Origin of the sequence: Paenibacillus tundrae (assembly GCF_036884255.1) — a bacterium.
Lineage (GTDB): Bacteria > Bacillota > Bacilli > Paenibacillales > Paenibacillaceae > Paenibacillus.
In genome coordinates this window covers 348016-367844 of record NZ_CP145605.1, presented here as the reverse complement: position 1 = coordinate 367844, position 19829 = coordinate 348016, and the positions used below count along the sequence as shown (strand labels likewise).

General features: G+C 46.7%; 13 protein-coding genes, 17 tRNA genes and 1 rRNA gene. 6 read left to right on the top strand and 25 right to left on the bottom strand.

Annotation, left to right across the window (positions count from 1 at the left end):
- Positions 1–86: 86 nt before the first annotated feature.
- Positions 87–2060, bottom strand: coding sequence for a methyl-accepting chemotaxis protein (locus tag V6W81_RS01715; RefSeq protein WP_338541350.1), 1974 nt, complete (start codon positions 2058–2060; stop codon positions 87–89).
- Between the two features lie 238 nt (positions 2061–2298).
- Between V6W81_RS01715 and V6W81_RS01710 the strand changes: the two genes are divergently transcribed.
- Positions 2299–3732 carry a serine hydrolase gene (locus V6W81_RS01710; protein WP_338541349.1) on the top strand — a complete coding sequence of 478 codons (1434 nt, stop codon included), beginning with the start codon at positions 2299–2301 and terminating at the stop codon, positions 3730–3732.
- A gap of 204 nt (positions 3733–3936) precedes the next feature.
- Here the strand turns inward: V6W81_RS01710 and nagZ are convergent, their stop codons facing one another.
- Positions 3937–5610: a beta-N-acetylhexosaminidase gene (nagZ, locus tag V6W81_RS01705; RefSeq protein ID WP_338541348.1), complete on the bottom strand. Its 1674-nt coding sequence runs from the start codon at positions 5608–5610 to the stop codon at positions 3937–3939.
- Between the two features lie 279 nt (positions 5611–5889).
- Between nagZ and V6W81_RS01700 the strand changes: the two genes are divergently transcribed.
- From V6W81_RS01700 to V6W81_RS01690, 3 genes are read left to right on the top strand one after another with little or no spacing between them, the layout of a single operon-like run.
- Positions 5890–6714 carry a hypothetical protein gene (locus V6W81_RS01700; RefSeq protein WP_338541347.1) on the top strand — a complete coding sequence of 275 codons (825 nt, stop codon included), beginning with the start codon at positions 5890–5892 and terminating at the stop codon, positions 6712–6714.
- 12 nt (positions 6715–6726) lie between these two features.
- Entirely contained in the window at positions 6727–8139 is a 1413-nt protein-coding gene (locus V6W81_RS01695) for an N-acetylmuramoyl-L-alanine amidase family protein (protein WP_338541346.1), read from the top strand.
- Positions 8140–8175: 36 nt separating this feature from the next.
- A complete protein-coding gene (locus tag V6W81_RS01690; RefSeq protein WP_338541345.1) occupies positions 8176–8736 on the top strand; it encodes a GerMN domain-containing protein in 561 nt (186 codons plus the stop codon).
- 182 nt (positions 8737–8918) lie between these two features.
- Here V6W81_RS01690 and V6W81_RS01685 read toward each other — a convergent pair whose 3' ends face one another.
- The 4 genes from V6W81_RS01685 to V6W81_RS01670 all read right to left on the bottom strand — a co-directional run bounded on the left by V6W81_RS01685 (position 8919) and on the right by V6W81_RS01670 (position 14468).
- A complete protein-coding gene (locus V6W81_RS01685; RefSeq protein ID WP_338541344.1) occupies positions 8919–10580 on the bottom strand; it encodes an MBL fold metallo-hydrolase in 1662 nt (553 codons plus the stop codon).
- Positions 10577–12247 carry an ABC transporter permease gene (locus V6W81_RS01680; RefSeq protein ID WP_338543911.1) on the bottom strand — a complete coding sequence of 557 codons (1671 nt, stop codon included), beginning with the start codon at positions 12245–12247 and terminating at the stop codon, positions 10577–10579. The genes V6W81_RS01685 and V6W81_RS01680 overlap by 4 nt, the downstream gene beginning before the upstream one ends.
- Before the next feature lies 1 nt (position 12248).
- Positions 12249–13322 (bottom strand): ABC transporter substrate-binding protein, encoded by a 1074-nt coding sequence (locus V6W81_RS01675; protein WP_338541343.1) that lies wholly within the window; start codon positions 13320–13322, stop codon positions 12249–12251.
- Positions 13323–13451: 129 nt separating this feature from the next.
- Entirely contained in the window at positions 13452–14468 is a 1017-nt protein-coding gene (locus V6W81_RS01670) for an ABC transporter ATP-binding protein (RefSeq protein WP_338541342.1), read from the bottom strand.
- 215 nt (positions 14469–14683) lie between these two features.
- On the opposite strand from V6W81_RS01670, the gene V6W81_RS01665 reads away from it, so the two are divergent.
- Together V6W81_RS01665 and V6W81_RS01660 are read left to right on the top strand one after the other, a co-directional pair.
- Positions 14684–15586 (top strand): LysR family transcriptional regulator, encoded by a 903-nt coding sequence (locus tag V6W81_RS01665; RefSeq protein WP_338541341.1) that lies wholly within the window; start codon positions 14684–14686, stop codon positions 15584–15586.
- Between the two features lie 213 nt (positions 15587–15799).
- A complete protein-coding gene (locus V6W81_RS01660) occupies positions 15800–16663 on the top strand; it encodes a CYTH domain-containing protein (protein WP_338541340.1) in 864 nt (287 codons plus the stop codon).
- A 375-nt stretch (positions 16664–17038) separates the two neighbouring features.
- On the opposite strand, the gene V6W81_RS01655 is transcribed toward V6W81_RS01660, so the two are convergent.
- The 19 genes from V6W81_RS01655 to rrf all read right to left on the bottom strand — a co-directional run bounded on the left by V6W81_RS01655 (position 17039) and on the right by rrf (position 19748).
- Complete coding sequence (locus V6W81_RS01655) at positions 17039–17644, bottom strand: short chain dehydrogenase (protein ID WP_338541339.1); 606 nt, start codon at positions 17642–17644, stop codon at positions 17039–17041.
- Between the two features lie 303 nt (positions 17645–17947).
- Positions 17948–18018, bottom strand: a tRNA-Gly gene (locus V6W81_RS01650).
- Between the two features lie 10 nt (positions 18019–18028).
- Positions 18029–18102: transfer RNA gene (locus tag V6W81_RS01645), tRNA-Pro, on the bottom strand.
- A 16-nt stretch (positions 18103–18118) separates the two neighbouring features.
- Positions 18119–18195: transfer RNA gene (locus V6W81_RS01640), tRNA-Arg, on the bottom strand.
- Positions 18196–18200: 5 nt separating this feature from the next.
- Positions 18201–18275, bottom strand: a tRNA-Gly gene (locus tag V6W81_RS01635).
- Between the two features lie 8 nt (positions 18276–18283).
- A tRNA-Leu gene (locus V6W81_RS01630) sits at positions 18284–18371 on the bottom strand.
- 12 nt (positions 18372–18383) lie between these two features.
- A tRNA-Lys gene (locus V6W81_RS01625) sits at positions 18384–18456 on the bottom strand.
- 7 nt (positions 18457–18463) lie between these two features.
- Positions 18464–18538: transfer RNA gene (locus tag V6W81_RS01620), tRNA-Gln, on the bottom strand.
- A 9-nt stretch (positions 18539–18547) separates the two neighbouring features.
- A tRNA-His gene (locus V6W81_RS01615) sits at positions 18548–18623 on the bottom strand.
- A 96-nt stretch (positions 18624–18719) separates the two neighbouring features.
- Positions 18720–18795, bottom strand: a tRNA-Thr gene (locus tag V6W81_RS01610).
- A gap of 25 nt (positions 18796–18820) precedes the next feature.
- Positions 18821–18898 (bottom strand) — tRNA-Asp (locus tag V6W81_RS01605).
- A 25-nt stretch (positions 18899–18923) separates the two neighbouring features.
- A tRNA-Met gene (locus tag V6W81_RS01600) sits at positions 18924–18997 on the bottom strand.
- Between the two features lie 19 nt (positions 18998–19016).
- Positions 19017–19092: transfer RNA gene (locus V6W81_RS01595), tRNA-Val, on the bottom strand.
- Between the two features lie 41 nt (positions 19093–19133).
- A tRNA-Glu gene (locus V6W81_RS01590) sits at positions 19134–19205 on the bottom strand.
- Between the two features lie 16 nt (positions 19206–19221).
- Positions 19222–19313, bottom strand: a tRNA-Ser gene (locus V6W81_RS01585).
- Positions 19314–19316: 3 nt separating this feature from the next.
- Positions 19317–19392: transfer RNA gene (locus tag V6W81_RS01580), tRNA-Asn, on the bottom strand.
- A gap of 1 nt (position 19393) precedes the next feature.
- Positions 19394–19469 (bottom strand) — tRNA-Ala (locus V6W81_RS01575).
- Positions 19470–19495: 26 nt separating this feature from the next.
- Positions 19496–19572 (bottom strand) — tRNA-Ile (locus tag V6W81_RS01570).
- 59 nt (positions 19573–19631) lie between these two features.
- Positions 19632–19748: ribosomal RNA gene (gene rrf, locus V6W81_RS01565) — 5S ribosomal RNA — on the bottom strand.
- Positions 19749–19829: the final 81 nt, after the last annotated feature.

Below are 19829 nucleotides of genomic sequence, written 5' to 3'. Positions count from 1 at the left end.
CTCTTCAGCTTATAAGCTGAAGATCAAAAAAAAGGCTGTAGGGTTACACCCCCACAGCCTTACATATCTTTTTCTACAACGCCGTTCTATAGTTTGAAACGTTCAATCATACTCTGAAGATCCTCTGCCATACGGGACAGAGCCGCAGAGGACGCCGCAACCTCTTCCATCGTCGCCAGTTGCTCCTGCGCAGCGGCAGAACCATCCTCGGTTCCTGAGGCAATCTGATCCGACAGAATGATCGTATCATTCACCGCTTTGGTTACATGCCCCATCCCACCATCAATCTGACGGGACGCAGCCGATACTTCCTCTGCTTGCGCCGCGACCTGCTGAACAGCATCCCGAATATCTTGGAAGGCCTCTCCGGCTTCTGTAATCATTTGCGAGCTCTTGATCATACTTTCGCCTGTTTGGGCAAAGGTCGACTGTACCTCATTGGTCTTCTCTTGCATCTCCTGCATCAGCTCATTAATACGCTCAGCCGAACTACCCGAGCTCTGGGCAAGTATCTTCACTTCATTAGCAACAACGGCGAAGCCGCGACCTTGCTCACCTGCACGTGCCGCTTCAATGGTTGCGTTCAGTGCCAGAATGTTCGTCTGTTTAGCAATTGCCGTGATCTCGGTAACAATCTGAATAATTTCATCATTTTTGGCACGTAGATCCTCAATCACAGCTTCAACTGCCTTACTCTCATCATTGACTTGGTGCATATATGCTACCGCTCCATCTACCGTAACCATCCCTGCCTCGGATTTCGTAGAAGCTTCCAGAGCGATTCGTGCAGTACTTTCGGCGCTCGTTGAAATTTCCTTAACACCTAAGGACATCTCTCCAACTAATTGTCCTGTAGCCGAAAGACTGTGGTTTTGCTTCGTCGTTCCTTCCGCCGCGCCTTGCATCAGCTCAGCCACTTGCTCCGTCGCTTTGGATGTCTGCTCTGAACTCGCCATCAGCTCTTCCGATGAAGCCGCCAGTTGACTTGATGTACCATGAACTTCGCCAAGAACTTCACGCAGAGACGAGGTCATCGTGTCAAAGCTATTGGCTAACTGACCGAATTCATCATTTCGCTTCATGCCGATATGAACGGTAAGATCGCCTGCACTCACCTGCGAAGCCGCCTGTGTAAGCTGGGTCAATGGACGATGGATGCTACGGATGATAAAGATAAGCAAAATAATGCCGACCAATAGCGAAGCGCCTACCACCATGTACGTCCGAATCAAAATGGGTCTTACTGCCTCAGCAGCTTCAGAAGGAACCAGCTCGCCAACAATTTTCCAACCTGTCGCTGGATTCGTGAAATATACGGCTTGTAATTCTTGACCTTCATAGGTGTATTTCACAGTACCCCGGTCTTGCGTGTACATCTCATTAATATAACTTGCATCAGACTGTACCCCAGATTCAATATTGTAATGGAAGAGAAACTTCCCTCCATTATCCAGCATGTACAGCTTACCTTCTTTACCGATATGTATATTATCTACCGATTCCTTCAGATGATTGAGACTTACATTGGCACCAAATACCCCTTTACCATCGGCTAGCTTGGCCGCCGCCGTCACAACCCACTCCCCTGTTGTCGCAGATTGGAACGTGTCTGAGATAATAGGCTCCGATTCAGCCATAGCCTGCGTGTACCAGCTCCGCTCACGTGGATCATAGATCTGCTCGCCTGGATCTGGGGACTTCATCCAGCTACCGTCCTCAGCACCTATAGTCAGTACAGCGAGTTCATCATGGTTTTCAGACATGCGATCCATCTGTTTTTGCACAGCAGGCGATTTGTTAATCACATCGCTAGAAGTTACTCCTGCAGCTAGCTGTGCGGCATTATCCTTCTCCATATCGAGCATTTCATTGATCTGTAGACTAAGCATTTCTGTTTTGGCTTCTGCAGAACGAATAAGCTCTTCGTTAACCCGCTCCGCTGCCTTCGTGTAGGATAACCAGCCCACGCTAATGCTCGGTATAATCAGGAACAAGAGCAATGAAGCAATTAGTCGTTTTTTGACGGTCAAGGTAAACCAATTTTTCATCGATTTCTTCATTATTTCTATCCTCCATTAAATTCTTCACCCTTCTTTTTATCGGATAGACATAAGAAAAATATTACGTATATATATTAAATAGTTCGGATTTTGGAGATTGGGTGTCATATCTTCAAGATAGCTCCATGAACATTCTTAATTTTTGACCGCTTGTTCGAGATCGTTTACAATTGCTCATAAAGCTGGTTATTCATGAAACGTTTGGAAGGAGAGGATTCAAATTATACGCAAGTCGCAAGTGCAACAACCTGTTTCTAAGCTCTTTATATCGTTATCTCGCATCATGCTCGTACTTATGTTGTGTGCTAGCCCGGTGCTGGGACAGGCCGGGAATGTCGCTACGGCCGCTCAGGCGGCTAACACTGTCCATATTGAAGTGAATGGTCAAGAACAGACCTGGAAGAATCAGCCTCTTATTTTTCAAGGATCAACCTTCGTACCGCTTCGAGATGTTGTGCAATCCTTAAATGGTACGCTCAAATGGGATGCCCCTACGAAGACAGCTACCATTAAGGTGGGAAGAGACACCCTCATTCATCAGGCTAGCACCAGCTCTATTCAAGTCAATCACGTTCAACTGTCTACAGGCGTTAAATCTCGGACGGTGAATGGTACAATGATGGTTCCGGTTCGTCCGCTTGCCAATGCGCTCAAGGCAGATATTAAGGTACAACGCACCGCCTCCGAACAGATGAGTGTAAATGTGAAGACAGACCAAGTTAGCGTATTAAATGCTGAACTTGCCAGTGTAGATACGTATCTGCGCGAAGCTGAGTTTCCTGGCATGGCATTGATTGCTAAGAACGGCGAGGTGTTACTCCGCCAAGGTTACGGCCTTGCTGATGAACACACCATGAATCGTCCGGATCAGAAGACTCGTATCGCTTCACTGAGCAAGTCATTCACCGCTGCATCCATCCTGCACTTAGCAGAAGAAGGGTTGCTCGATGTGCAAGACCCGATCTCCAAGTACATCTCAGGCATTCCAGAAGGGGATAAAATTACGCTACATATGTTGTTATCCCAAACCTCAGGTATTCCTTCCGCATTTGGCCGAGGAGAAGGGACTTCTTTGGAGGAAACGGTAGAGGAGATCCGGCACAAAACGCTGAAGTTTGAACCAGGCAGTGCTTATCTATACAGCAACAGCGGCTACGTGTTACTCGCCTATGTCATTGAGCAAGTATCCGGCAGCAGCTACGCTGATTATGTACAACAGACGATTCTGAAACCGCTCGGAATGAAAAACTCGGGAGAAGCCTCCCGTCAAGTTCATACCATCAGTGGATTTGTTTCCGAAAATAACGCTTGGGTGCCTGCACCTTATTACGTTTCACAATCGGGGTCAGGAACGATTTACTCCACAGTGGATGATATGTTGAAGTGGGATCGTGCGCTCTACACCGATCAGATCTTGAGCCAAGATACGATTGAACAAATGTACAAGCCCTACTCCAGCAAAAACTATGGTTACGCTTGGATTTTGAAAGAAAATGATCAGAACCGTACCGTGTTCCATAACGGTAGTGGTGGTGGCTTTGCCACTGCGTTCTCTCGTAATCTATCCGATGACATCACAATCATCTTGCTCGGTAATCATGCGGGCATGGACATGACTACTCTGATGAGCGAGGTTGAAGCAGAGACAGCCAAAGCACTGCATTTGCAATAATGATGTTCTTTCTTTTAATTAGCCCGAGTTAATATGTCATCAAAAAAAGGACGTTTCCTTGATTACCCATCTCCCGATCTATATTGCAGGGAAATGAATCTCATGGATTCGTCCTTTTTGCTGTGTGCACTAGCCATAACCACGCACTCTATAGCACACTCTACACTCTACATTAGTACGCTACATCATCGTTTTTATCTCACTTCACTCGATCGACACAGGTGATTTCCCCTGAAAAGGAATCTGACCTAGGAGCGCTTGAGCAACACTATTCATTGCGAGCGGCCGACTCTCGTAAGCTGCTACATAAACCTTCACGTTAGGTAGAGCAAGCAGATCATATGGGCTGCGCAGCGCTACGACTGCTAGTGGTTTTCCAATTTGCTGCAACGCTTCAATTAATCTGCATTGTGATTCGCCAGAAGGACTTCTAGCATTGTAGGTGCCTACGATAATTTGCTCCACTTCTTGCTCTCTAGCAGCCTGTAACATACTCGCGGAGGAATTGGAGACATTCTCCACATTGGCATACAGATCAATAACCTCCAGCCCATAACGCGATAATACAGCACCCAGCGTGGATGTTTCACTTAATTGTTCATCAACAGCACTGGTCACCGATGATGCAATCGTGATGACCAATGTACGCTGCATTTTCAGGGGTAACATCCCCATCTGGTCACGTACAAGTGTGATGCTCCTCTCACTGATGCGCTGAGCTACAGCCTGATGTAGCGGGCTGTTACGCTCTGTTTCAGTATCCAAGGCAGGCATATCGGGCTGTGCGGGAGACAAATTAACATCCTCACTTCGATTATCTGCATTCATTCTGCTGTCTAACAAACCATGCTTGCTCTTATACATCAATAGCCGCATCACCGACTCGTTTATTCGTGCTTCGCTAATTCGCCCCTGTTGTACTGCAGTGATCAATGCCTCATATGCCTCTATCTGTAACCTCGGCGTGTGACTAATGAGTACCAGATCTGCTCCAGCTTCTACAGCCATGACTGCTGCTTCAACCGTTCCATAGTGTACAGCAATGGCATCCATCTCCATACAGTCTGTTACAATCATACCCTCATAACCAAATTCCCCGCGGAGTAACCCGTGAAGTACGGATCGTGATAAGGTGACAGGTAGACGCTCTGATTCGAGTGCAGGAAAATAAATATGTGCTGACATAACTGCATCCACACCTGCTGCTATAGCGGATCGAAAGGGAACCAGCTCAACTCGGTTCATCCGCTCTCGGTCATGAGGAATGATGGGTAGATCAAGATGGGAATCCGTATCGGTATCCCCGTGACCTGGGAAATGCTTAGCTGTCGCTACAACTCCAGCATTTTGGTAACCCGCTACAGCTCTAACTCCGTAATCTGCTACGATATCAGCATTCTCACCAAATGAGCGCACACCAATGACAGGGTTAGCCGCATTATTATTAACGTCCAGGACGGGAGCAAAATTCATGTTAATCCCCATGGATCTCAACTCTATTCCGCTAATATATGCCGCTTGATAAGCGTCATCCTGGGAACCAGCAGCAGCAATAGCCATCTGTCCGGGCATTAACGCAATCCCCTCTGTAATCCTGGATACCATGCCACCCTCCTGATCAATGGAAATCCAGAGTGGAGTATGGTTACTTGCGGAAGCAATGCTCTGTAATCCCTCTGACAGTTGCTGTACCTGTTCAGGCGATTCTACGTTACGCGCGAAATATATCACGCCACCCACCGGGTACTGCTGAATCAACGATTCAATGTCTCCGGCAGCTTCGGTTCCATGGAATCCAATCAATAACATTTGCCCAACCTTTTCCCGTAAACTCATAGTCTGCAGAATGCTCCGAACCCTTTCCCCTTGCTCACTCATCTCCATTCCCCTCCCGATAAACCAGTATTCATCGTATGAAAATATGAAATTAATTAGACCGTATGTCCGTATCCTACATCTGTTTGTCTATTTGATCCATTAAATATATATCTTACTGACTGAAGGATGCATTGATGATAAACAACCTTTTAAATATTGACCACATGAATCAATTCCACATAGAAACATTTTTACATTTTTACCGTTTATATAATGTAGGGAGATTATGGAATAAGAGTTGCGTGTGTGCAATCCATAGGCAATGAAGGAGATGATGCGATGCAAAATGTAACTGGCTGGCTATTGATCGGCGTGCTCTTAGCAGGATTGACGACTACAGTACCTTCTATGGTAGTGGCTAAACAGAACCTATCCAAGTCTGTGAACTCCAACTCCGTTCTAAGCGCTACGACCGCTCCATCTGTGTATGCCAGTAACCATACGTTCCAAAAAAGCAACAGCAACCCCCTCCAATGGAAGGGCGGTAACGTTACCTTAACCACAACTTCTACTCAGCGGGAAGATGTTCCAGCTTTTGAGCAACATGTCATTCAATCCATTGTCGTTACTCAAGGGAAACAGCAGTATACGATGCAAACTGCTGATTGGGAGGACAAGCTACTTCAGATTACAAGTGTCGCTGCATCAGACTCGAAGACATGGATTGCCATACAAGCAGAACGTAGCGCAGGAAGTTCATTGATTCTCCTGAACCTTGAAACGGGCGAGTGGAGGAATCTTCAAGATCGATTACACCAAGCTGGTCAGAAAAACGTAGAAACCATCACGGCTTATGCCTGGGCACCTTCTGAGGATCAGATCGCCTTCCCTTACGGGGATACCTCCAAAAGCACCATATCCATCTACGATGCACAACAAGACCGCCTGATGAAGCTGCCAAGGACAACGAACTACATCACGACCTCACTGATCTTGTGGCAAAAGGAAGGCACATGGCTAGATTACATCAGTGAATATCCATCAGACCAATTTATTTTGTACAGATACACGTTAGCTAGTAACAAGGTAAAACCCGTGAAGAAAATGAAACGACAAGAATTCCAAGAATGGATCAAGCTTAATCAAGCTCTTAGATCTAAATAATAGAGGTGTGTAATGAAGAAGACCTTGCTACTCTTATGGATGAGTCTGTTCGTGCTGTTCTTACTCCCAAGTCCAGGGCATGCTGCAGCGAACACGTCAAAGATTTTTTTGGATGGTGAGCAGTTAAATCTACCTAATGATGTTCAAGTCACAATCGTCAATAAAAACGTGATGATCCCCATCCGGGTCGTTGCCGAAAATCTAAAATTCCAGGTCGACTGGAATCAGAAAGCAAGCCAAGTGAAGATTCAACAAGATAACCAAATACTCGCTTTAACCGTTAATCAGAAGCAAGCTATGGTGGGTGACAAGGAAGTAAGTTTAAATACCGCCCCGCAGATTATTAACAATACAGTCGTAGTACCGATTCGATTTGTCAGTGAACAGATGGGATTAACGGTGAAGTGGAACAACCAAGACAAAATCGTATACTTAGTCAATACCATCAAGACCCCTGCCCAAGAAACAAACACAAATCCAGGGCAAAATGATAGCTCTACCCTAGCCCAAGTGACAGATATCCTGTTTACAAACAACCAACTCGTGGTATCTATGGATCAAGATGTGCAACCGATTATTACCACATTGAAGAACCCCGACCGGCTGGTGGTTGACTTGCCTGGAACCGTATTTGGCGATATGGCTCAACCTCTGGATCAGGGGATGAATGGAAAGTTAGATGTAAGTGGATTCCCGAATGTGACCGATGTAAGATATTCACTGTTCAAAAAAGATCCAGGTCAAGTCCGAATTGTCGTTGAATTGAATCAAGTGAAAAGTGTTCAGTTCAGCCAGGAGCAAGTTGCTGGTAAACTCATAGTGAATCTGAACGTTTCCGGTGAGAACGTCATTCCGGTAATTGTCACGCCAGTAGGTGAACCAGGTCGCAAAGTGGTCGTCATTGATCCAGGGCATGGCGGAAGTGATCCAGGAACAATAAGCATCACGAACAAACCTGAGAAGGATTTCACCCTCGCTGTAGGGTTGAAAGTACAAGCACTCCTTCTACAAGAGGAGAACATTCAACTGGTCATGACACGTGATACGGATGTGTATCCCACACGCCCTGAACGTGTCAAACTGGCCAATGATCTGAATGCAGATGTGTTTGTATCCATCCATGGCAATAGTGTAGAGTCCGCTCCCAAAGTATCAGGAACAGAGACATTTTATTATCAACGCAGCAGTAGCAAGGATTTGGCGAACGTTATCCATAAACATTTGATTCAAGCCATGGGACTTAAAGACCGCGGTGTGAAGAATGGGAATCTAGAAGTCATTCGAAACACTAAGATGCCTGCGGTGCTGTTAGAACTCGGCTTCCTCAGTAATGCCGAGGAAGAAATTGCTCTGTTATCCGAGGATATGCAGATGAAGGCTGCTCAAGCGATTGTGGATGGAATCAAGGAATACCTCGGGCTCTAAATTATATTGAATATCACTTCGAAGGGATGTGCTCTATTGAAAGCTAAGCTAGGATGCGCACTCATCTTGTCCATCTTAATGATTGTTGGAATCGGTTGTGCTCAGAAGCCTGTCGCTGAATCCGGATCGAATGAACCGAGCAGTGTTCAAGGACAGGGACAATCCCCGAGCCCAGCGGAAACCAAGGTAGAACCAGAGACAAGAACCTCACAAGCTGTGGAAGTCTATTACGCAGATGCAGAATTACTGGAGCTAGAGCAACAAGAGCAGACAATTGATTTCAAGGAAGACACAGAGAAGTATCAGAAGACGTTCGAAGCATTACAAAACAGCTCCGATGATAATCTCATTTCATTATGGGATCAGGTAGAGTTACTCTCCACAACGTTTGAGGAAGGGGCACTTACGTTAGATGTTCATATCCCAGAGGAAGCCAACCTGGGATCCAGTGGAGAACTGCTTGCACTTGATGCACTGACCCAAACGATGTTTCAATTTGATGAAGTGAACACGATTGATGTGTTAGTGGATGGTGAAGCATCCGAGAGCTTGATGGGTCATTCTGAGCTAGAGCACCCTATTCAACGTACACCATAGTTGAAAAAGAATTGATAATTCATGGTTGAATTATTTGCAGACACGATGATAAGCAACACTTGTCATCGTGTTTTTTCTTATTTTCATGATGTAAAAAGAAAGAACGCCCAGGTAAGGGCGTTCTCGTTATTCTCACTCATTCACAATAATCTCTCACTGCCTATCTAAATCACACTCGCCAATCACACCACAAGCTCATCTCCAGGTGATAAAGAATGAATCATCTGATCAGGCATAGTTCCTTCACCTTCATTTAACCTAGCTTCACTAAGCGTATCTTCGCTTAGAAGATGATCCCGAAGTTTATCCGTCTCTTCGCGATTGGTATGCACAAGGATCGTGTGTCGTGCAGGAAGTTTACGGATCATTCTTTCCACATCCAGCCACCCTTGATGAACCTTGTAACGAACCTTCCGCACTTCACATTTCCCATGCTCTTCAGGAGCCTGCGATAGTTGATCTGCATAGGTGCCCTCCGATACATGGCCAGTAAGCAGCACCATATTGTTCTGATCTTCGGCTAACTGGCTATAATACCAGCGGGCAAGAGCAGACTGCATCATCCCATCTGGAATAAACCATAGTGAGGCCGTATGCTGCTTCAACCATTGCTCCCGCTCCTCTTGCGTCACAGGTGTCTGCCATCTGGACCCATTCAAGCATTCGGTAATCGCTTCAGTCAGAGATCTCTTGTTCGATACTTCATTCTCTCTCAGCCAATACGGTGAATGTAGAAGCTGCTCCATTCCCTTCATTAACCCCTGTTCGACGAATAGAGGAATGCCAGGGTACTGCTGCTCTGCCCATAACATGATCTCCTGCCCACGTCCTACCACAGGCATAGGCAACAACACTTTCCCGCCACGCGCAATCGTCTCGCGAATCGCATGGTCTAACTGTTGTAACTTATCCGCCTGCGTGTCCCGGTCTGTACCGTATGCAGCATCCATGATAGCGAGATCCAGCATCTCCCCCCACGGTTGCATAGACTGTACCGGCAGTGTTCTGCTCTTATTAGGAGCTACTGCCTCCGCTGCCTTAGGTGCTGGAGCTGATCGCCATTTCATGGACTGCTTATCGTCCATTGCTACCGAGCCATAAGCAAGAGACGAGACCACAGGTTGCTCCATTTCACCAGACGGCGCAGCTGCGGACACCTTGACCCCTTGACTACCTGCAAACTCGGCTTCCTGACCCACAGCGATGTTGCTCCTTAACGCCGTATGATCTACCCGACTGCGCATCGGTTTGCTCCTCTGCGAGCCATGCAATCGGCCTGCCCCACGTAAAGTCTCTAAAGGATCATCTTCCTGCAGCAGCATGGATTCAGAGGTATAGTCGCCGGAGTAAAATATGCGCTGATCCTCCATCTCAATGGCAAACCACACCGAGCCCGCGAGATGACCCGTACGCCCCCAGATCGCCCACACGCCAGGGATAAGCTCAAACCAAACTCCGCACGCTGCCTCTTGTTCCAAATAGCGATAACGAATAGACTGCACGTCACTCTCTTCATAGGGTACAGCATACCCTGCACGCTCCGTATTACTTCGCCATGCCTTGAAGTACGTGTCCAACTGTTCTCGGGTCTCACGCGTCGTCCACACTTCACCTTGATAGCCCAGGTTATAGAGCAGGGGAATGGCTACGGAATGATCCTCATGTGCATGAGACAATAACACGGCATTCAACTGCGGTACAATTTCTTGATCTAGGAGAGGGTACTCCCCTGCTCCTCCTTTTTTGACGCCACAATCCAGTAAAAGACGTTGTGTACTCCCGCTAAGGAGATACGCAGAGCGGCCATGTTCCCCTGCACCGCCCCATACGTTCAGTTTGATCATGATGCATTCCACTTTCTCTTCGAATTCAGAATTTCGATCCCAAGCAGCATAAGTACCGTCATACCTACAGTAACAACTGCCATCGCCATACCCAATGAAACCTGACCCTGTTCAAACTGGGCAAAAATATACGTCGCCGACGTCTGCATCGACGGCGGAAGAATTAATAACGAGGCGACTAGTTCTCTTGTCGCAATCGTAAAGGTCATCATCCACCCAGCAAGCATGCCAGGGATAATTAAGGGCACAAGAATACGCCGTAGGATGTACAGCGGCTTGCCGCCAAATACTTGACCTGCCTGAAATAATGATCCATCAATTTGGGTAAAGCTTGATTTTACATATTGCACGGTGTAAGGAAGGAACAGCACAACATAGGTCAGAACAACCATGCCATAGGTGTTATAGAGCGTGAATGGCATCCAAGGTGAATTCCAGAACAAAATCAGCCCCACAACCATGACGATCCCCGGCACGGTGTTCGGCAGTAGGCTGAACAAATCGATGATACGCTGCATCCATGAAGATGATTTGCCGATGGTTAGCGCAAGCCCCGTACCAATGAACACCGCCACCGTTGAAGCTGCGAGTGACAATCCTAAGCTATTTCCGATTGCCTTCAAACTAACAGAGCCCCACGACAAGAGATCACGATAATGCTCCAGCGTTAGGTTATCCCAAGCCAATCCGGCACCGCGTAACTTCATCGTTGAAGCCGCAATAATGGAGAAATACGGAATGCCCACAGAAAGAATCAAGAGCAGGGCAAGGTACGAACCACAGAGCACTCCAGTCCAGCCTCGGAGAGAATAACGTTTGGAACGTTGTCCCTTCCCTCCTATTAAGCGGTAAGTGAACTTGCGGGACATCGTAGACTGCATGTACCACATGACGAGACAGACCGACAACAAGATGGAAGCGAGTGAAGTTGCCTTACCAAAATCAATCGGCCAACTGGAGATATACTTGTGAATCTCTGAAGTCATCACGTAATAGCCAATCTTTCTGCCGAAGGTGGCAGGCGTTCCGAATTCCGCAATGGTTTTGACGAATACCAACATGATGCCCATTCCGTAGGAAGACAGTAACAATGGAAGAATAATACGGCGGAATCGATATCCCGCAGGCGCACCGTGTACTGCTCCCGCTTCTTCTAGATTGCCGCCAATGCGAATTAATGCATCCCGAAGCAGCAAGTATAGGAACGGAAATAGATGCAGGCTCATAATGAGCACCATTCCCCAGAAACTGAAGAACAGCTCACTCCATTTCGAAGCTGAGGGAATCCATTGCTGGAGATAGCCCCCTTTTTGCATGAATAGTATCCAGCCCATCGAACCGATGTATGGTGGAGTCATAAACGGAATCATTAAGATTACGTCTACCCATCGATGCTGACCCATTCGAGTCTTAGACATCATCCAGGCGAGCGGCAAGGCAAGCAGTGTTGTTACCATTACTACACAGATACCGAGCCAAACCGAGTTAAGCAACACCCCAGACAAATGATGTCCTGTAATCGTACGAATAGGAGCCGTCCAGTCCCACTGGCCATCGGGATATACACTTTGCCAAAAAATAAAAAGCAGGGGTACGCCAATGCTTACCGTCAACAGAAAGAGGGCCAGAATCAAGCCGACCCTCCGTAGAATAGTTTGATTATTCATCTTATTTGAAGATTTCAGAGAAGCGTGCTGCCGTCTCATCTCCGTGCTCACTCATCCAAGCCCAATCCACCTTGAGCTGTGGAATGTCTTTTACGTTTGCGCGATTGGTTGCTTCAATATCTTCACGTCCTGGAATCAGGTAAGCATCGGTAACTAGCTTTTGTGCTTCATCGGACAAGAGATAGTCAATGAATGCTTTGGCATTATCCACATTCGGGCTTGATTTCAAAATAGCTGCCGGTCTTGGGCTAATCACTGTTCCCTCTTCAGGGTACACAATGTCCAGTGGCTCACCTTTTGCCTTGGAGGAATACGCCATGTAATCTACTCCTGCTGCTACGATGCTCTTCGCACCAGTAATAACCGGATCAAGTGCTTCTTGGTTCGCGCCTGCCATTGCTACGCCATTAGCTTTGTAACTGCTCAGCAGATCCCAGCCCTTGTCTCCATTTGCACTCAAGTAGCCTGTGATAAAGTCCAGTGCTGATCCTGAGAGTGTTGGATCGGGAATGTTCACTGCATCTTTCCATGCAGGTGTAGCGAGCTCAGCCCATGAATTAGGCGGTGTAGATACGAGCTTGGTATTGTATACGATTCCTAGAGCAGATGCACTGCTGCTGAAATAGTTACCATAGGCATCCGACCAATCCTTGTTCAATTTATCAGCGTTCGCCGCTTCTGGGTAAGGCAGGGTTAATCCATCTGCTTTCAATGCCTGTGCTGATGGTAAAGAAGCGAGAATGACTACATCAGCTACTGGATTTGATTTTTCAGCTTCCATCCGGGCTAGGATTTTGCCCGTAGTTCCTTGGAACATTTCCACCTCAATGCCCGTTTTCTCTGTAAATCCACTAACAATATTATCAGCCAGCTTCTGCGGCCCTGCGCTATACAATACCAGCTTACCGCCTGTTTTATCCGTTGTTTCTGCGGCAGCTGCCGTGTTACCCTCGCCTGCCGGTTGAGCCGCTGAGCCTGTAGTCGTGTTACCTGTGCTACATCCAAACAAACTGATACTCATTACCGCGGATAAAATCAGCATTGCGCTTTTCTTACGTGTATTCATTCCAAACATGTCATGACATCTCCCTTGGTTGGTTTTATAATCGTGGTCCATCACTTAAAGAAGTTGCTCAAAAAAGTACATCTAGCTTCAACCCATCTTCTCGGTACTGAACCGTCCTTATTGAACTCGCACTTAAACTTAATTTACTGCTGCGATCTTGTTTCTCGTAAAGCTGCTTGTCTCGCCCTCTATATTCATTCGATGTATGCGCTCAGGAGACACATAGAGATCTACCTGCTCGCCTATACCTACTCTATTGTTCCGATATGCCGTCCAAACGCCCAGCCCATCCATTTGCACCCGAACCTCATAACGCTCACCTACATAACTAACACTGAGCACGACCCCGTGATACCGGAGATCGTCATGATTGATCTTGTTCCAGGAGACATACTCCGGTCGAACCATAGATTGATTCGGCGTCAGCCAATTCGATTTACCGATAAATGAAGCAACAAACGGCTCGCTTGGCGTAGCATAAATGGTTTCTGGACTGCCTTTTTGCAATATTCGCCCTTTCTCCATCACCACAATCTCGTCCGACATAGACATCGCTTCGACCTGATCATGTGTGACATATAGAGCAGTCAACCCCATATCTCGTACCAGTGACATCATCTCAATCCGCATCTCTTCCCGCAGTACAGCATCCAGTGCGCTTAATGGTTCATCGAACAAGATCACACCAGGTCGAACGGCCACAGCTCTGGCAAAAGCAACCCGCTGTTGCTGTCCACCGGACAACTGGTGAGGATAACGATCCTCCATCCCTTGCAGGCGTACCATGTCGAGTGCTTCTTTTACTTTTTGTCGCAGATCGGACTTCTGTTTACCAGCCCTTAGACCAAACGCTACATTTTCATATACCGTCATATGCGGCCACAAGGCGAAGTCCTGAAACACCATGCCCAGATTCCGCTTATGCGTTGGCACATCAATCCGCTTCTCTGCTGAGTAGATACACTGTCCGTCTGCATATATGGCTCCTGCATCCGGTTGTTCAAGCCCAGCCAGCATACGCAGCAATGTTGTCTTACCGCAGCCTGACGGACCGAGCAGTGTTGTAAACTGACCATGCTCTAGTGTGAGATCGGTAGGTAGTAACGCCGGAGTACGATTGAATGATTTTTGAACCTGTCGTATTTCTAATTTCATAAGCATCCCTGCCTGTCTTCTAGTACTGTTATCAGTCTAACGTTCGCCTTCGAGAGTTGTATGTTAGGAATGTAAAATGATAATTAACTTTTTAGATGAATTCTGTTGATGTTCATAGATTAAATCTATATAAGGCTACTTAAATGATATTTTCTATAATTTGTTTTCTAATTAGCGAACTAGAAGCTTGAAGAACTGAGAGGAGTGAGTATCTATTGAATCTGATCAAATTACACATCGTTGAGTTGATTGATAAACATCATCACATGACCAGTGTTGCTGAGATTTTAGGCATTAAGCAGCCTACGGTTACATTTCATATGAAATCATTAGAAGAAGAAATGGGAGTGCGGTTATTTGAATCACGGAGTGGTAAAACATTTCTGACCGAGGCTGGACAAGCGTTGCTCCATTATTCAGTCAAAATCAATGCCCTCACCCAAGAGGCTCGCCGAGTCGTTCGGGAATATGACAGCCTCTACCGGGGAACCCTGCACATTGGAGCAAGTTATGTACCTGCAACGTATCTATTACCGCCCATACTTAATGCTTTCTCTCATGAGTTTCCTGGCATTCGAATTCATTTGTCGGTTAAACCCTCTCCTGTCATCCGAGATATGTTAGTTCGACATCAGATCGATCTAGGGATCATTTCATCTGAGCCGTTTGTCGGCTCGCAGCTACAGACAGAGACATTGTGTGAAGATGATCTCGTGCTGATCTGTGCGCCTCAGCATGCCTTGGTTCAACGGAAAGATGTACAACCCGAACATATTGCCCAAGTGCCGTTTGCCCTGCATGGTCACGAATCCAGCACACGCCGTTTAACGAATCAATGGCTGGTGCAGCATGAGGTGCGATTACGTGGAACGGTGGAGATGGATTCGTTGGAAGCAATCAAACAACTCGTTCTCCTTGGAGGGCATATCTCGTTCATGTCACGAATGGCTGTACAGTGGGAGGAACAACAGGGGCTCATTCGGGTTCTTCCGATTCCGGGGGAACAGGCACCTCGGCATATTTATACGGTTCATAATAAGGATCGGCACCCTTCTGCTCAGATCAATCGTTTCGAGGAAGTTTTGCGAGAATGGAGTCTACAGGCAGAGTTAACCTAATTAAAGTTAAGCCAGATATAGACATTTAACGTTGTACACTCTGATCACAGATTCCCTATGACGCTGTCAACAGATCACCTAGAGAAACTATCGTTCGCCATTCATCAAATCTATGCAGGGTTAACGCAAAGTGCTTCTCCCGTTAATCACTTCGACATACTCGAACGATAAAGTGGGGTCTGTACAATAAATCAGCCTAGGGAGTGATTGGTTTTGAAAAAGTGGAAAAAGGTAACGGCGTCGTTGATGCTGAGCATCGTGACATTAGGAAGTGGACTTACGGTACTGGAAGCACCGCAGGCCTCTGCTGCAGCAAATGCGGTTCCTGCATATGAGGTTAAATTTTTGGCTAAACCCGAACTGGTATTGAATGCAGATGGTACTCCACGTACTGAAGTTGTTCAGACGCTTGGTCTTGATTCCACTCCAACGGCTATACAGACAGAATACTTTGACACCAATGCGCTGGAGCTGAACGAAGAAGGTTGGAATGTGCGTTTTCGCAAGAAGGAAGATAAAAATAATTATGAACTGACGTACAAGAAGCGCTATCCTATCATCAATGGCGATGTAAATGCGGCTCTTACACTGGCTAACCAAGAAGGATTCGATTCTTCAGATGATAACTACGAAGCTGAGATCGACTGGGGATATAGCAAACAAACACTTAGCTTCTCTAATACCAAAAAAGTAGATTCCCCAAAAAATAGTGGCATTAACCTGCCTTCAGATCAAGAAGCATTGAAGCTGTTGTTGGACAAGCTGCCGGGTAAACTGAACAAGTGGTCTTCCTCCAACTGGGGCAAACAAAAGCTAACTGACTCCCGTGTGTATGGTCCAGTTACTTTCCAACGGTACAAAGGAACTTGGAATGGACAAGAGATGAGCTTAGAAGTATGGCCTATCCGTGATGCAGCTGGTACTGGAGTAGAGAATATTGTTGAGGTCTCCTTCAAAACAGACAATGCTTCAACTGTATCGGATCTCCGTAATCAATTCATGCAAGTACTTGAAGACAAACAGTGGCTCCTTCCAGTAGATGGCCTGAAAACACAGCTTATTCTGGAGAGATACTGAGTTGCTGATATAGCAAGGTACAGACAAGTTTAGTCAAGTATTAGGGACAAGTAAGCGTATGGTATATAAGTATGAGTTACGGTACGAGTTGAGATTCAAGTTGAGGTACAAATTGAGGTTCAGGTAAGCATATCAATTCGTGTATCAATTAAAGACAACCTATGTAGAGATAAACGCAGAAGGACATGCATTGGAGTTCACTCCAGTTCATGTCCTTCTATTTTTGATCGTGTGGTGTATTTAATTTTATTGGCTTGGGATTTAAAGATGGTTAAATCATCAAAGCCGGCTGTAATGTGTTCGCGCACATCACGCTGACCTACCGTTCGGCTAACTCAACGTGTCCAATATAGACATGGGATTGAGATGAAGTCATTAATATACTTTGAAATTCTGTGCCGTTTCAATGCCAAGTGCACTTTGAATAAACGTATTGGCTACACGCTCCACAGGTACGGGATTGAATCCGATAAAGACACCTTTATACTTCTCTGCGGATTCCTCGAACAAGTTAGGGCTTACTGAGTTCAACCGTATACCTCTAGGCAACTCGTAAGCTGCTGCTTTTGCAAACGAATCGATCGCACCATTAACCATGGCACTGGAAGCACCCTTCTCAATCGGATGATCTTTGATGATTCCACTAACCAAGGTAAAGCTACCCTTGTCGTTAACGTAGTGTTGACCAATCAACACAATGTTAACCTGCCCTAACAATTTTCCATGTACACTGATCATATTGTCTTCAGGCGTTAGCTCTTCCAGCTTGGCATAATGCGTCTGACCCGCCGCCACAATGACATAATCAATAGAGCCAACAGACTCAAACAGCGCAGTAATACTATCCGTTGAAGTCATATCTACCTGATAATCACCAGACTGTCTACCTGCTGTAATCACTTCTATAGGAAAATCCTTTAACTTGGTAACAATAGCCTTCCCTAACGTGCCACTTCCGCCGATCACCAGCGCCTTTTTCATACGATTCCTCCTCCATAGTGTAAAAGGTGTATAAGCATATAGAAAAAAACATGTAGAGATGTATCTCTATAGTTGAAGTTATTTCATTTAAACAAACATCACAGAAATAATCAAACTATTCGGTTTATTGGCTCAACAATAGTGATACGTCGATCATTACATCCTACATCCAGCGTTAAGATGTAATCCTTAGTTAGCGGGAAAATACGGCATGATATCGTCCAGCATTATTATTAGAAAATATCATTTTATACAAATAAAAAGCCCTTGCTAAGCGCAAGAGCTCTTTCATTTATTACAATAAGCGGGTGATGGGAATCGAACCCACGCTATTAGCTTGGAAGGCTAAAGTTCTACCATTGAACTACACCCGCACAAGTAAAATCGGGATGACACGATTTGAACATGCGACCCCCTGGTCCCAAACCAGGTGCTCTACCAAGCTGAGCTACATCCCGATACAAAAAAAAATAATGGCGCGCCCTGAGAGATTCGAACTCCCGGCCTTTTGATTCGTAGTCAAACGCTCTATCCAGCTGAGCTAAGGGCGCAAATATGGAGCGGAAGACGGGAATCGAACCCGCGACCCTCGCCTTGGCAAGGCGATGCTCTACCGCTGAGCCACTTCCGCATAATAATTGGTGCGGTCGAGAGGACTCGAACCTCCACGGGGGGTTAGCCCACACGGACCTGAACCGTGCGCGTCTGCCAATTCCGCCACGACCGCAAAATATAAAAGTGAGTCATGAAGGGCTCGAACCTTCGACACCCTGATTAAAAGTCAGGTGCTCTACCAACTGAGCTAATGACTCAAGTAAATGGCTGGGGATATAGGATTTGAACCTATGCATGACGGAGTCAAAGTCCGTTGCCTTACCGCTTGGCTAATCCCCAATGAGATAATGGGGCGATCGAGGGGAATTGAACCCCCGAATGCCGGATCCACAAACCGGTGCGTTAACCACTTCGCCACGATCGCCATAGTTACATCTCATAACTTGCCTAGAGTAATTCAGTATACCCATCTTTATCTTAAATATACACGCTATTCCAGACTCAGATGTTAAGGTATAAATGGTGCCGGCGAGAGGACTTGAACCCCCAACCTACTGATTACAAGTCAGTTGCTCTACCAGTTGAGCTACACCGGCACGGTGTAAGGTAATTTAAAAAAAATGGCGGAACCGACGGGATTCGAACCCGCGATCTCCTGCGTGACAGGCAGGCATGTTAGGCCAACTACACCACGGTTCCAGATCACTTTCGTGAGAAAGTATAATTGCGGGGGCAGGATTTGAACCTGCGGCCTTCGGGTTATGAGCCCGACGAGCTACCGGGCTGCTCCACCCCGCGTCGTTAGAAAAAGTATATATGGTGGAGGCTGAGGGGATCGAACCCCCGACCCTCTGCTTGTAAGGCAGATGCTCTCCCAGCTGAGCTAAGCCTCCATATCAGGATTCTCACCCTCATTGAACAATAAAAATTGTTATGACCCGTAGGGGATTCGAACCCCTGTTACCTCCGTGAAAGGGAGGTGTCTTAACCCCTTGACCAACGGGCCTTGCTTAAAAACTATCTGGCGGAGAGAGAGGGATTCGAACCCTCGAGACGCTTGTGACGCCTACACGATTTCCAATCGTGCTCCTTCGGCCAGCTCGGACACCTCTCCATATGGCTCCCCGAACAGGGCTCGAACCTGTGACAACTCGATTAACAGTCGAGTGCTCTACCAACTGAGCTATCAGGGAATGGTGGAGCCAAGCGGGATCGAACCGCTGACCTCCTGCTTGCAAGGCAGGCGCTCTCCCAGCTGAGCTATGGCCCCATTCTTCGGTATGACTATTTTGTTAATGGTGGGCCCTGGTGGACTCGAACCACCGGCCTCACCCTTATCAGAGGTGCGCTCTAACCAACTGAGCTAAGGGCCCACATATGTATCCCTTATTTCTCTACGAGGGGGGCAAAAAAAATACCCCAAAGGGAATTCGCTTGGCGGCGTCCTACTCTCCCAGGACCCTGCGGTCCAAGTACCATCGGCGCTAGAGGGCTTAACGGTCGTGTTCGGGATGGGTACGTGTGGAACCCCTCCGCCATCGCCACCAAACGCATAGCTTAGCTTACATTTCAGAGTGTTGTTCTCTGAAAACTAGATTCGAAACGAACGTCTGCGATTTAAAACGTGCTA

Coding starts and splice junctions, on each gene's coding strand:
- V6W81_RS01670 (WP_338541342.1), bottom strand. CDS start 14,468: ATGAAATTAGAAATACGACAGGTTCAAAAATCATTCAATCGTACTCCG.
- V6W81_RS01695 (WP_338541346.1), top strand. CDS start 6,727: ATGAAGAAGACCTTGCTACTCTTATGGATGAGTCTGTTCGTGCTGTTC.
- V6W81_RS01655 (WP_338541339.1), bottom strand. CDS start 17,644: ATGAAAAAGGCGCTGGTGATCGGCGGAAGTGGCACGTTAGGGAAGGCT.
- V6W81_RS01680 (WP_338543911.1), bottom strand. CDS start 12,247: ATGAATAATCAAACTATTCTACGGAGGGTCGGCTTGATTCTGGCCCTC.
- V6W81_RS01700 (WP_338541347.1), top strand. CDS start 5,890: ATGCAAAATGTAACTGGCTGGCTATTGATCGGCGTGCTCTTAGCAGGA.
- V6W81_RS01715 (WP_338541350.1), bottom strand. CDS start 2,060: ATGAAGAAATCGATGAAAAATTGGTTTACCTTGACCGTCAAAAAACGA.
- V6W81_RS01675 (WP_338541343.1), bottom strand. CDS start 13,322: ATGTTTGGAATGAATACACGTAAGAAAAGCGCAATGCTGATTTTATCC.
- nagZ (WP_338541348.1), bottom strand. CDS start 5,610: ATGAGTGAGCAAGGGGAAAGGGTTCGGAGCATTCTGCAGACTATGAGT.
- V6W81_RS01685 (WP_338541344.1), bottom strand. CDS start 10,580: ATGATCAAACTGAACGTATGGGGCGGTGCAGGGGAACATGGCCGCTCT.